10 protein-coding genes are annotated in these 12,894 nt (G+C 68.8%); 5 read left to right on the top strand and 5 right to left on the bottom strand.

The annotated features are described in order from the left end of the window. Nucleotides 1-67: 67 nt before the first annotated feature. Nucleotides 68-1,651: an ABC transporter permease gene (locus GQ464_RS11190; protein WP_166978340.1), complete on the bottom strand. Its 1,584-nt coding sequence runs from the start codon at nucleotides 1,649-1,651 to the stop codon at nucleotides 68-70. A 43-nt stretch (nucleotides 1,652-1,694) separates the two neighbouring features. Further along, nucleotides 1,695-2,699 (bottom strand): iron ABC transporter substrate-binding protein, encoded by a 1,005-nt coding sequence (locus GQ464_RS11185; RefSeq protein ID WP_166978342.1) that lies wholly within the window; start codon nucleotides 2,697-2,699, stop codon nucleotides 1,695-1,697. 120 nt (nucleotides 2,700-2,819) lie between these two features. On the opposite strand from GQ464_RS11185, the gene GQ464_RS11180 reads away from it, so the two are divergent. The 3 genes from GQ464_RS11180 (at nucleotide 2,820) to GQ464_RS11170 (ending at nucleotide 6,388) form a co-directional block, all read left to right on the top strand. Continuing rightward, on the top strand, nucleotides 2,820-3,740 hold the full coding sequence (locus GQ464_RS11180) for a serine hydrolase (protein ID WP_166978344.1): 921 nt from the start codon (nucleotides 2,820-2,822) through the stop codon (nucleotides 3,738-3,740). Between the two features lie 1,214 nt (nucleotides 3,741-4,954). Further along, nucleotides 4,955-5,122: a zinc ribbon domain-containing protein gene (locus GQ464_RS11175; protein WP_166978346.1), complete on the top strand. Its 168-nt coding sequence runs from the start codon at nucleotides 4,955-4,957 to the stop codon at nucleotides 5,120-5,122. A 99-nt stretch (nucleotides 5,123-5,221) separates the two neighbouring features. Next, on the top strand, nucleotides 5,222-6,388 hold the full coding sequence (locus GQ464_RS11170; RefSeq protein ID WP_166978348.1) for a cupin domain-containing protein: 1,167 nt from the start codon (nucleotides 5,222-5,224) through the stop codon (nucleotides 6,386-6,388). Nucleotides 6,389-6,504: 116 nt separating this feature from the next. Here GQ464_RS11170 and GQ464_RS11165 read toward each other — a convergent pair whose 3' ends face one another. The 3 genes from GQ464_RS11165 to GQ464_RS11155 all read right to left on the bottom strand — a co-directional run bounded on the left by GQ464_RS11165 (nucleotide 6,505) and on the right by GQ464_RS11155 (nucleotide 11,479). After that, the gene (locus tag GQ464_RS11165; protein WP_228350221.1) at nucleotides 6,505-8,889 is read right to left on the bottom strand and encodes a choice-of-anchor B family protein; all 2,385 of its coding nucleotides are present in this window, start codon (nucleotides 8,887-8,889) and stop codon (nucleotides 6,505-6,507) included. Between the two features lie 177 nt (nucleotides 8,890-9,066). Then, nucleotides 9,067-9,663, bottom strand: coding sequence for a gluconate 2-dehydrogenase subunit 3 family protein (locus GQ464_RS11160; RefSeq protein WP_166979220.1), 597 nt, complete (start codon nucleotides 9,661-9,663; stop codon nucleotides 9,067-9,069). Between the two features lie 82 nt (nucleotides 9,664-9,745). Beyond that, nucleotides 9,746-11,479 carry a GMC family oxidoreductase gene (locus GQ464_RS11155; RefSeq protein WP_166979217.1) on the bottom strand — a complete coding sequence of 578 codons (1,734 nt, stop codon included), beginning with the start codon at nucleotides 11,477-11,479 and terminating at the stop codon, nucleotides 9,746-9,748. Between the two features lie 178 nt (nucleotides 11,480-11,657). Between GQ464_RS11155 and GQ464_RS11150 the strand changes: the two genes are divergently transcribed. Further along, nucleotides 11,658-11,993, top strand: coding sequence for a hypothetical protein (locus GQ464_RS11150; RefSeq protein ID WP_166979214.1), 336 nt, complete (start codon nucleotides 11,658-11,660; stop codon nucleotides 11,991-11,993). A 133-nt stretch (nucleotides 11,994-12,126) separates the two neighbouring features. After that, the gene (bioD, locus tag GQ464_RS11145; RefSeq protein ID WP_166979211.1) at nucleotides 12,127-12,891 is read left to right on the top strand and encodes a dethiobiotin synthase; all 765 of its coding nucleotides are present in this window, start codon (nucleotides 12,127-12,129) and stop codon (nucleotides 12,889-12,891) included. Nucleotides 12,892-12,894 lie beyond the last annotated feature (3 nt).

Below are 12,894 nucleotides of genomic sequence, written 5' to 3'. Positions count from 1 at the left end.
ATTGCAAATTGAAGATTGAAGATTGCAAATGGACGTTCACGCCTCCGGATTGCGAGGCGCTAACGCCTCAGCCGGCGCGTAGTTCGTCCCGTTCGGCCAGGAGCAGCCCGACGAAAGCCGCGGAGAACAGCATGATGAGCAGGGCATAGGGCGCGGCGCGGCCGAAGAGGGCCTCGTTGGCGGCGCCCCAGACGCCCAGCGCCAGCGTCTCGAACCCGATGGGCGAGAGCAGGAACGTGATGGGCAGCTCCTTCATGGCCGAGAGGAACACGAAGGCGATGCTGACCAGCAGGCCGCGCCGCAGCAGGGGGAACGTAGCGGTGAAGAACGCCTGCAGCGGCTTTCGGCCGAGGGCGCGGGCGGCCTCCTCCAGCCGGGGCGAGGCCTGGTAGAGCGCACTCCGCACCGGCCCGATGGCTTCGGCGAGGAAGTGCAGCGCGTAGGCGATCACCAGCAGCGCGAGCGTCTGGTAGAGGACCGGAGCGGTCCGCAGCGTGAAGAAGATGAACGCCAGCGCGAAGGCCAGCGGCGGCGTCGCGTAGCCCAGGTAGGCGACGCGCTCCAGCACGCGCGCAGCCGGCGAGGGCCGGCGGACGCTCCGGTAGGCCAGCGGCAGGGCCAGCGCACCGGCCAGCACCGCCGCCGGCACGGAGGCGGTCACGGACGCCCCCAGCGCCCCCGCCAGCGCCGTCCACCCGGCCGCCGCCCCGGCGTCCCGCATCATCCAGAACAGGGCCGTTCCCACCGGAAGTCCGACGGCCGCCAGGCTCAGCAACGCGGCAAAGGCGTAGGCCGGGACCGTCCAGCCGCCCATCGACACCGCACGGGCCTGCCGCGTCCCGCCCGCTCCGGCCCGGTGGAACCGCCGGCCCCGCAGCAGCCGGGCCTCCAGCACCAGCAGCGCCCCGGTAAGCGCCAGCAGCATCAGCGCCAGCCAGGCCGCATAGACCCGGTCGAACGCCGCCGCATACTGCAGGTAGAGCGCGTAGCTGAACGTCTCGTAGCGCATCAGCGAGACGACGCCGAAATCGCCCAGCACGTGCAGGCCGATGAGCAGGCCGCCCGCCAGGAACGCCGGCCGGAGCTGCGGCAGGATCACACGGAGGAAGACCTGCCGGTTCGTGTAGCCGAGCGCCCGCGCCGCCTCCTCTACCGAGGCGTCCAGCCCGAGCAGCGCCGCCCGCAGGTTCAGGAAAAGGTAGGGATAGAGCGTGAGGCCGAGCGCCAGCAGCGCCCCGGTGTAGCCGCCGGGACGCGGCAGCGTCAGCCCGGCCACGGCGGCCAGCAGCCCGTTGCCGCCCGTCGCGCCCAGCAGCGCATAGGCCATCACATAGCCCGGAACGGCCAGCGGCAGCACGCCCACGACCGCCAGCACGCGCCGGCCCCGCAGCCGGGTCCGCGTCGTCAGCCACGCCAGCGGGAAGGCGAGCGCCGTGCCGAGGGCCAGCACCCCGGCCGCCAGCAGCAGCGTGTTGCCCAGCAGGACCGCGTTGCGCCGGCGCAGCACCAGCGTGCGCAGTAGCTCCGCATCCGCCTCGAACGCCCGGATGAGCAGGTACGCGAGCGGCACCAGCACCCCGGCCAGGACCAGCAGAGCCGGCAGGAGAAAGAACGCCGCCGTGCGCAGGTCGAAGGACAGAAGTCGGTTCATACGGGTGTCCTCGCTTCCGCCCTCCGTATCATCCTTTCAACCGCTACAACAGCCCCACTTCCCGCATCAGGTTGAGCGTCGCATCCAGCTCGCGCAGCCGCTCGAAGTCGAACTGCGGGCTGAGGGCCAGGGCCTCCGGCATCGAAAGGAGATAGGACGGGACCGCGACGCCGGAAACCACCGGGTACTCGTAGACCTCCGTCGCGGCGAAGGCCTGGGCCTGTTCCGAGAGCAGGAAGCTGAGAAAACGCAACGCGGCCTCCGTGTTGTCGCTGGTGGCGAGCACGCCGGCGCCCGTGACGAGCGCGAGGTTGCCGACGTCGCCGGGCGCGAAATGGTAGAGGGCGACGGGCGGCGCCTCGCCCTCGGCGGCCCCCTGCGTCAGGCGGAGCACGTAGTAGTGGTTCGTCAGCGCCACGTCGATCTCACCGGCGGCCAGCGCCTGGATCATCGGCGTGTTGGAGGGATAGGCCTTGGGCTCCAGCGCCTGGAGGCCCTCCAGCCAGGCCCGCGCCGCCTCCTCGCCCTCGAGCAGCCGCAGCGCCGTCACAAAATCCTGGAAGCTCGAATACGTCGGCGTCCAGCCGATGCGCCCGCGCAGGGTTTCCATCTGCGGCAGGTCCAGGACCGAAGCCGGCAGGTCGTCCTCGGTCAGGGCCTCGGTGTTGTAGGCGAGAACGCGGAAGCGGACGGTGGCGGGTGCCCACAGGCCGCTCGACGGCTGGAAGGAGGCCGGCTTCTCCAGGATGGAGTCGGGCAGCGCGACGAGCAGGTTCGCGTTGCTCGCCGCCCCGAGCGCCCCGGTCGTGTTGGCCCAGAAGAGGTCGGCCGGGCTCTGCGCGCCTTCCTCCTGCAGGGCGGCCAGCAGCTCCGCATCCCGCCCGAAACGGACCTCGACGGGCAGGCCCGTCTGGGCCTTGAACCGTTCGACGAGCGGCTCGACGAGCGCCTGGCTCCGGCCGGAGTAGATGACCAGCGCCTGTGGCGGAGACGACTCGCAGCCGGCAAGGAGCAGCACCAGGACCAGGGCAAAGAAACCGGATTTCATGGTGAGGGAGGGTTGGTGTGGGGGAAAAATCTTTAGATTGAATCTAAACAGGAAATGCCGGAGCTTCACACCCGGCCCACGAAATCGTCAAAACTCCACATTTCCCTTTCGGAGCATCCCATGTCCCTGAAGCGTCTTCGGGCCGGGCTCCTCGCCCTGCTCCTCCTGCCCGGCCTTGTCCGGGCCCAGTCCGTCCCGGACACCCTGCTCCAGGCCCGCCTCGAACGGCTCGTCGAAGGCTTTCGGGGCGATGCCGGCGTCTACGTCCGCCACCTGCCCACGGGCCGGTACGCCGCGATCCACGCCGACACGCTCTTCCCCACGGCCAGCCTGATCAAGGTGCCCATCCTGATCAAGACGTTCGACGCCATCGAGCGGGGCGAGCTCGCCTACCAGCAGGAACTCGTCTACCGCGACTCGCTCCGCTACCCCGGCGTGGACCTCCTGGGCTCCTTCAAAGACGGCGAAAAGATCGCCCTGAGCAAGATGGTGATGCTGATGCTCACGATGAGCGACAACACGGCGAGCCTGTGGCTGCAACACCTCTGCGGCACCGGCACGGCCATCAACGCCTGGCTGGCGGCGCACGGCTTCGAGCACACGCGGGTCAACTCGCGCACGCCCGGCCGCGAGGCCGCCCGGGAGCGCTACGGCTGGGGCCAAACCACCCCCCGGGAAATCGCCGAACTGCTGGTGATGATCCGCGAGGGCCGGGCCGTCAGCCCCGCCGCCAGCGAGGAGATGTACCGCACCCTCACGCGCACCTACTGGGACGACGAGGCCCTCTCGCAACTCCCGCCGACGGTACAGGCCGCCTCCAAGCAGGGCGCCGTCAGCCGGTCGCGCTCCGAGGTCGCCCTCGTCAACGCCCCCCACGGCGACTACGTCTTCGCCGTCATCACCAAGAACCAGGAAGACACCAGCTGGGACCACGACAACGAGGGCTTCGTCCTCCTGCGCGACGTCTCCCGCCTGCTCTGGGAGCACTTCGAGCCGGACACCCCGTGGCAGCCGGCCCCGGGGAGCGAGCGGTACCGCTGAGCCCGTTCACGGCCCGGGAGTTCGTCGAGCCCACGCTCGCTCACCGGCGCAATCCCCCCGGTCTTGCTCGGTACAGGCTCCACACGGACACGTCCACCGGTCGCACCGGCAGACCCGGGCTGAAGCCCGCGGCTACACGGCCTGCGCGGCACCCTGCCCGTCTCGCCGGCAACCCTGCGTTTCGCCCGATGACAGGCATTGACACTCCCACGGCTCTGGGCACGTGGGATTCCTGCTTCATGTCGACGCGTACGCGTCGAGGACAGTCGCCTTCGCTGATGAAAGCCAGCGGACGCATGACGCGTCCGGTTGGTCTTACACTGTCTCCACAGGCATGGCCGAACGATCGGACGCGTTACGCGTCCAGTTCGGCTACGGTCTGCCCGACCGCCAAAATGTTTTTCCATGTGTCGTTGCAAAAGTTCCGGCTCTCAGACAGGAGGTTGTGCTTTGAGTAGAGGCGCATTCCTCCCACATGGGCTATCTCATGGGGCCGTCCGGCCGCAAGGGCCGTGTAACACGGCCAACGCGGCCCTACACGGCCAACATAGCCCTAAAGCGCGCGGGCTTCCTGCGCTTGCCATCCTGCACCCTTTCTCGTGAGCCGGGCCGATTACCAAGGGCTCGCGCCGTGCTGGCGGTGATCCGGTTGTGATGGAGGCCGGCTCCGGCCATCGCCACGATCTCGCCGTGCCAGAACTCGTGCTTATAGCGTTGGTCCATGCTATTGAAGGCGTCGGTGTGCAGCGCGATGTAGCCGCACCCTTCACGGGTGCGCCCCCTGGCCCACAGGAAAGCCCGGACCGACGGGACGCGCAACGCGTCCAGATCCGCGGCTACAGGTGGGCAGCCCGGGCTAACGGGACGCGCAACGCGTCCAGATCCGCGGCTACAGTGGGCCGTTCGCTAAGCAGCTATGCCCTCAATAAAAATGACCTCCGCTATAGTGTCCGACTCGGCTTCGAGGGCGAGGTAGGCGGCCAGGGGGTCCTGCCGGGTTTCCATGGCGAGCGCCGGGTTGAGCCAGGATATGGAGCATAGGCGCGAAGCGGCCCATCGTTTGTGCGGGAGGAGGCCGGTTCGGGCGCGGCGTGGCAGTCGGCCCCCGGCGGGGAACGGTACCCTGGGCGGGCTGCCGGACGCCCCGCCCCGGCAGAACGCATCGCCTGCACCGGCGTTAACGAGGTGCTTTCGCGCTTTTCCTCGCTCCCGGTATGGCCGATAAGCAGAAAGAGTGCCCCGCCTGCGCCCTCGACGTCGAGGCGACGGCGGAGGTGTGCCCGTACTGCGGCTACGAGTTCCCCGTGCAGAAGCGGGGGGTGAAGCTGGCGGCGGTGCTCATGGTGCTCCTGGCCCTCGGCTGGCTGGTCATCGGGTGCTGATCCCCGCGAAGGCCGGCCGGGGGGCCGAAAAGCCGTCGCCGCGCCGATGCGGGCGACGTCGCCGGCCGAGAACCCATCCTCCCCAACCCGCAATCCGACATGCCCGACACGCTCCTGGGCGGCCTCACACCGGCCGCGTTCCTTCGCGAATACTGGCAGAAGAAGCCGCTTCTGGTCCGGGGGGCCCTGCCCGGCTTCACCGCGCCCATCGGGCCGGACGAACTGGCAGCACTGGCCTGCGAGGAGATGGTCGAGTCCCGGCTCATCCTCGAAAAGGGCGGGGCGTATCCGTGGGAACTCCGCCACGGCCCGTTCGAGCCCGAGGATTTCGAGCGGCTGCCGCCGACGCACTGGACGCTGCTCGTGCAGGAGGTGGACCGCTACGTCCCGGCCGTCGCGGCGCTGCGGGACCGTTTCCGCTTCCTCCCGAACTGGCGCATCGACGACGTCATGGTGAGCTTCGCCCCGGAGGGCGGCGGCGTCGGGCCGCACGTCGACCAGTACGACGTCTTCCTGGTGCAGGGGCTGGGGCGACGACGCTGGCGCATCCATCACGAACCCGTCGAAGAGGAACACCTCGTACCCGACCTCGACGTGCGCATCCTGGCCAACTTCGAGCCGGACGCCGAGTGGGTCCTCGAACCGGGCGACCTGCTCTACCTCCCGCCCCGCATCCCGCACGAGGGCGTTGCCCTGGGCGACTGCATGACCTTCTCGGTCGGCTTCCGCGCGCCGGGCCCCCTCGACCTCGTCACCGGCTTCCTCGAAGACCGGCTCACCCGGCTCGACGCCCGGCAACGCTACAGCGACCCGGACCTCACGCCCCCGGTCCACCCGGGCATGCTCGGTCCCGAGGTACGCGCCTACGTGCGGGCCGTGCTCCGCGAACTCGTCCGGGACGACCAGGCCCTCGACGAATGGTTCGGGCGTTTCATCACCACCCCGAAGCGCGGCGCGGCTTACCTCGAAGACGACGTGGCGGACGAGGAACCCATCACCCCGGAGGAAGTGATCGAGGTGCTGCGGGCGGGCGGGCGCCTGCGCCGGCGGGCCCTCTCCGAACTCGCCTTCATCCCCCATTCCGACGGCACCGCCGCCCTCTTCGTCGCCGGCGAAACCTACACCGTCTCCACCGAGGCGGCCTGGCTGCTCACCGGCACCGAACCGCTCGACGCCACCACCCTCGCCCCCCACTTCGGCGACCGGGCCTTCATGACGATCCTCACCACGCTGATCGAGCGCGGGGTCCTGGTGGCGGAAGCCTGACCGCAGCGTCGACCGGCCGTGAACCGTGCACAGGCATTCCGGGACGCCGGTATACGAAAGAAGGCGCGGAGGTGAGGCCTCCGCGCCTTCCTTCTCGTGCATGCCGTGTGGCTCGCTCAGAGATCCACGTCTTTCTTCTTCAGCATGAAGACCCCTTCGCGCATGCTGGTCACGACGATGGTACCGCTCTTGAAGAAGGGGTAGTTGCTCCAGGAGCCGTTGAAGCCCGGTGCATCTTCGCCGTAGGGCACCGTGTCGAAATGTCCCACCAGCGCCGGGTTCTCCCGGTTGGTGATGTCAAAGATGCGCAGGCCGGCGACGTAGTTCGACTGGTACATCAGGTTGCCCCGGATGTAGAGGTTGTGGTCGCTGGCCTTGTTCTCCGAAACATACTCGCGCAGCAGCTGCGGGTCGTCCAGGTCGGAGACGTCCCAGATGAGCGTGCGCGTGCCCGCGACCTTGCCCTGCAACTCATCCAGCTCGTCGTTGACGTAGAAGTAGTGCTGGTCCTCGGTCAGCCAGCCCTGATGGGTGTAGCCCACGTTCGGGTAGGAGGCCTGCGAGAGCGCTTTCGGGTTGGCCTTGTCCGTCACGTCGGCGATGGAGAGGGCCGTCTCGTTCGCCCCGAAGCAGATCTCCTTGCCGCGATGCTCGGCATCCGGCCCCCGGTAGACGACGCACTGCGCGTCGTGCGTGTACCCGGTGCCCTGCCGGCCCGTGCCCGTGTGGCTGAAGCAGCCGGCGAACTGCGGGTTCTTCGGCTCGCGGAGGTCGATCATGTGCAGGCCGCCGCCGCACGTCTCGCCGCCCATGCTGCCTCCCACCGTGTAGGCGAAGCCCGTCTCCTCGTTGATGACGATGTTGTGCGCGCTGTTGATGCGGTCGTAGTGGGCGTCCTCGGTGAAGGTGACGGGCGGGTTCTCGACGCTCCGGAGGCGGGTCAGGTCGAAGACCTGCATGCCGTGCGGCCCGGCGCCGTCGGCCACGATGAAGGCGTGGTTCCGGTAGACCTTGATGTCCCGCCAGGCGGCCGGACGGGCGCCCTCGTGCAGGGGCAGGTCACCCAGGTAAACGGGGTTGACGGGGTCGGAGATGTCGACGAAGGAGGTGCCGTCGTTCCGGCCGACGAGGGCGTACTCGCGGCCCGTCTCGGGGTCAGTCCAGCCCCAGACGTCGTTCAGGTGGGTGCCGCGCCCGCCACCGATGTCCTTGACGGAGAGGAACGAGAGCAGGTCCACGTTACCGCAGCCGAAGTCGGCGGCGGCGCCGTCGCTGCAGTTCACCTGCCCGCCGGTGATCGAGGCGAAGCTGGCGACCTCGCTGAAGATGATGGCCTGCTGGTGCCACTGTCCCTGCGCGTCCCGTTCGAAGACGGTGGCCGTGCCCTCGCCGCCGTCGTCGCCGACGCTGCCGACGACGGCCAGGTTGCCGCGCACATCGAGGGTGGCGGCGAAGAAGTCACCGTTGCCGGCCTCGTCGCTTTTGAGCTTGTGGACCCGCCTCCAGGTGCCGGTCCGGGGATCGCGCTCGAAGCGGTACACGGCGCCGGAGAAGCGATCGGCGCCCGGGCCGCCGACCCACACCTCGTCCCCGTCGACGTCCACGGCCGTGCCGAAGCGGGTCTGCGGAGCGGCATCGAAGGGGACGAGCATCCCCTGCCGGACCCAGGTTCCCTCTTCCGCATCGAAGGCATACTCGAGCACCGTGCCGGAGAAGCGCTGGAAGCGCGGTGCCCCGACGAGGGCATAGCCGTCCTGCAGGCCGATGCTCGACCCGAAGCGGGCATCGCCTTCGAGCCCGTCGGCGGGCAGGCGCCCTCCGGCCGTCCAGGTGCCGTTCTCGAACCGGAAGAAGTAGACGGCGCCGAGGTTGTCTTCCTGCCGGGGCGCCCCGACGAGCGCCAGGTCGCCGTCGAGGGCCAGCGCGGCGCCGAAGTGACCGCCGGGCGCTTCACCGGTCAGGGTGTCCTGCGGCACCCAGGCGTCGCCGGAGCGGCGAAAAACGAAGACCGCGCCGGTGTCGTCCTGATAGCCTTCCGCCCCGATGAAGGCGACGTCCCCGCTGAGGGCGACGGCCCCGCCGAAGCTTCCGCCGTCTGCGATGGCCAGGCGGGCGACTTCGGTCCAGTTGCCGGCGGCGTCACGGCGGAAGACGTAGGCGGCGCCGGCCCCTTGGTTCTGGTTGGGCGCCCCGACGAGCAGGTGGTTCCCGTCGAGGGCCAGCGCGGCGCCGAAGCGGTCCCCTTCCACGGCGTCGGAGGCTTCGAGGCGGGCCGCCTCGCTCCAGGTGCCGTCCTCGTTGCGGCGGAAGACGTAGGTATAGCCGGGCGTGGCCGTGTTCATGGGTTCGCCGACGAAGACCTCGTCGTTCCCGGCGGCCACGGCCCCGCCGAAGCCGCGGCGGGCCGGATCACCGGCCTCCTCCGAGCGCAGGGTCTGGGCCTGCGCCGCGAAGCCGGCGAGCAGAAAAAGCGCAAGGTAGAGCGTACAGAGACGGTTCATGAGCTTTACGGGATTGGACATGAGCACTGTTCGAACAGGCACAATGATTCGGAAGCGTTTCCAACGCCCCGGGGAGAGATGCGTTTCGACGTAACCAGGGCCGAAAAAGATGCACCGGCCCCGCAAACGCGCGGCGCCGGCAAAGGTGCCCGGAGGGAATACGAACGGCACGCCGGGTCAGGTGTACTGCACGCCGAGGTGATCAAGGGCTTCCTGCGGGCAGCCGGGCCATTCGCCGCGCGGCACGTTGCCCATGTACTGGAGATCCTCCACGCCCATCTTGCTCGACCAGAAGCCGGAGGCCGTCAGGTCGCGGAACAGGTTGAAGAAGCGCACGCCCTGGCTCATGTCGGCCGGGGCGACGTCGGGATAGGCGATCAGGTCGAGCAGTTCGGTGCGCTCGGCGTCGGTGCAGTCGAGGAACGTCCGGCCGAAGCGCTTGTGGCACTGGTAGTCGAGCCAGCGCAGGCCCCCGCGCACGGGCGTCTGCAGGGCCGGCCGGTCCCAGACGGTGAAGTCGATGAAGGCATGCACGCCCGCGTCGGTGGCGCTGCCGGAGCGTCCGTCGGCCGGGATGATCAGGTCGGCCAGCACCTTCACCGTTTCGTACTCGTGCGGTGTGAAGAACTGGGGCGTGTAGTTCGCCAGCCCGCCGTCGGCCATCTGCCGGTCCACCTCGTCCCGGGCCCGCCGGAGGTCCGCCTCCGTACACCCGGCCAGCCCGGCCCCCAGCGAGGCCACGGCCATCAGCTTGAGCGATTCGCGTCGGTTCATGTGTGTTGAGCGTTTAACGTTGAGCGTTTAACGTTGGCCGTTGGCTCGTTGGACAGCCAGGGCCTGGCTGTTTTCCCGGCCCTCACAGGTTGCCCCGGTTGCGCTCCGCGGCGATGTACTCGGCCGTGCGCATGGCCAGCGCCATGATCGTCCACGTCGGGTTTTTGTGGGCCTGCGAGACGAACGGGCCGGCGTCGGCGACGAAGAGGTTCTTCACGTCGTGGGCCTGGCAGTAGGCGTTGAGGACGGACGTCTTCGGGTCGTTTCCCATGCGGGTGGTGCCGACCTCGTGGATGATGCGGCCGGGCGCGAGGATGCCGTAGCCTTCCTCCTTCCCCGGCATGTCGCCGAGCGGGATGCCGCCCATGGCCTCGATGATCTCGCGGGCCGTCTCCTGGAAGTGCTTGATCTGGGCATACTCCTCGTCGCTCCAGGTGACGTGGAAGCGCAGCACCGGGATGCCGTACTTGTCCACCACGTCCGGGTCGATCTCGCAGTAGTTCTCCTTCCGGGCGATCATCTCGCCGCGCCCCGAGAAGCCGATGACGGCGCCATAGAGCCGGCGGTAGTCGTCCTTGAGCGTAGCGCCGTAGCCGCCGCCGCCGCGCGGGCGCGGCCGGCCGTCCGGCCCGGGCAGGCGGCCGTTGAGCCGGTGGATGCCGCTGCCGAAGCCATAGGCGGGCATGCCGCGCCCGCCCCAGACCTCGATGTGGTAGCCGCGCCGGAACGGGAGCCGCGCCTTCTCCAGCCACCAGGGGATGTAGATGTGCATCCCGCCGACGCCGTCCTCGTTGTGCGGCGGCATGTCGACGAGCTGCGGGATGAAGCCGGCGGCGTCGCTCCCGGTCGAGTCCATCAGGTACTTGCCGACGAGATCGCTCGAGTTGGCCAGGCCGTTCGGGTGGCGGGGCGACTTCGAGTTGAGCAGCAGGCGGGCCGTCTCGCAGGCGCTGGCGGCCAGCACCACGATGCGGGCCCGCACCTGGTGCTCCTGCAGGGTCTGTGTGTCGACGTACGAGACGCCCGTGGCCAGCCCTTCGGTGTCGGTGAGCACCTCGCGGGCCATGGCGTGCGGGATGATCGTGAGCCGCCCGGTGGCCAGCGCCGGCGGCAACAGCACCGACGGAGAGGAAAAGTTGGCGTGCACCCCGCACCCGCGCCCGCACTGCCCGCAGTAGTGGCAGGCCGGGCGGCCATGCATCGGGCGCGTCAGGATCGAGAGACGCGAGGGAATCACCGGAATGCCCAGCCGCTCGCAGCCTTTCATCACCAGCAGCTCGTAGCAGCGCGGCTTCGGCGGCGGGAGGAAGAGGCCGTCGGGCTCGTTGTAGATGTTCTCGACCGAGCCGAAGAGACCGACCATGCGGTCGAGGCGGTCGTAGTACGGCTTGAGCTCGTCGTAGGTGATGGGCCAGTCGTCGCCGGCCCCGTCGAGCGAACGTCGGCGGAAGTCGTCCGGGCCGAAGCGCAGGGAGATACGGCCCCAGTGGTTGGTGCGCCCCCCGAGCATCCGGGCGCGGAACCAGTCCCACGTCGTGCCCTCGGCATGGGTGTAGGGCTCGCCCTCGATCTCCCAGCCACCGATGCAGCCGTCGAACTCCCCGAAGGGCTTCTCGTCGGTGGCGGCTCCCCGGCGCATCGACTCGTAGTTCCAGGTGAACATGTGACCGTCTTTCGCGGCGTCCCACATGGGCCCGGCTTCGAGCATCACCACCTCCGCGCCGGCTTCGGTGAGGATGCGGGCCGCCATACCGCCGCCCGCCCCGGACCCGACGATGCACACGTCGTAGACTTTCGTTTGCTGAAGGTATGGCATACGTTTGCCTGCGTGTAAAGAGTTGGAGGAGACACGGGCAATTTCCGGTGTGGCGAGGAAAACATCAAAAGAAAAGTTTAATTCGCCGGCCGGGCCCCGGCGAAACAAACGGGCCGTGTCCTTCTATACCCCTGTGGGGAAACGAGCGGTCCGTTCCCCTCGCATCGGAAGGTGGGTCATGCGCTACGTGCTCTACGGGTTGCTGGGGCTGATCGTCGCCGGGTGCCTGCACGGTCGCACGGACGACAACCGGCGGGACGAAGCCTTTGTGGAGGTGGACAACCGCCACTTTCTGGACATAACCCTCTACGTGCTGCGGGGTGCGCAGCGGGTCCGGCTCGGCATCGTGACCGGATCGCGACGCCAGGTCTTCACCCTGCCGGACGACCTCGTACGCGGCGGCAGCACCCTCCGCTTCCTGGCCGATCCGATCGGAAGCAACCGGCTGCTCCTGGACGAGGAAATCACCGTCTTCCCCGGCGAGACGGTCCGTCTGATCATCCCGCCTTCCTGACGATCCCGGACCGGCCGCCGGCCTGCGATTCGCGCACACTTCGCTCCACCCGGCTTGATGATTGTCCCGGGACGTCCTACTTTGACCTGCCGGCAGTTCGGCTCATTTCGGCGCAGCGAGACGCAGGCGTACCATGGCAGACGGGCTCTTTCTGGTGGGTACGGCCCGGGGTGTAGGTAAAACCCTGATCGGGGTGGGCATCGTGGCCCTGCTCCGGGAGATGGGGGTCGACGCCACGATGATGACGCCGATCCTGACGGGCGGCTCGGTCGAAAGTGCGACCGCCCTGCTTCGCCAGATCGGCGTGCGGGAGCCACGCCGGCTGCTGATGCCCGTCACGTACGAGACCCCGGCGGCACCCTACGTCGCCAGCCAGGTCGAGGGCAGGCCGGTGAACCTGCGCCTGGTGCTCGACGCCTATCACGCGTTGCGGGCCCAGGGCAAGTTCGTCGTCGTCGAGGGCGGCGGGGTGCTCGTCCCCATCGCCCGGCGCTACGACATGATCGACCTGCTCAAGGATTTCGAACTGCCGTCGATCATCATCGGGCGCTCGGGACGCGGCACCCTCAACCATTGCATGCTCACCCATCGGATGATGCTGGTGATGGGCGTGCAGCCGCTCGGCTTCGTGCTCAACGGCTACGGGCAGTATGGCGACGGCTTCGCCGAATCCCTCAACCCCGAAGCCCTGCGCGAACTGGCCGCCCCGACCCCCGTACTGGCCACGCTCGAATGGCGCCCCGAGTACCAGACGGACGTGCACGCCTTCGTCGACGCCCTCCGGCAACAGAACGGCCTCGTGGCGCTGCTCGAACGCCTGGCAACCACCGCCGGAATGACCGACGCCCCCTCCCCCACGGGAACCCCCATCGTTCCCGGGCCCCCCCTTCCTTCCTAAAAC

It is taken from the genome of Rhodocaloribacter litoris, from assembly GCF_011682235.2.
In the GTDB taxonomy this organism is placed as follows: domain Bacteria; phylum Bacteroidota; class Rhodothermia; order Rhodothermales; family ISCAR-4553; genus Rhodocaloribacter; species Rhodocaloribacter litoris.
Note: the sequence above shows the minus strand (reverse complement) of the source record. Positions and strands in the feature narration are given on the sequence as shown.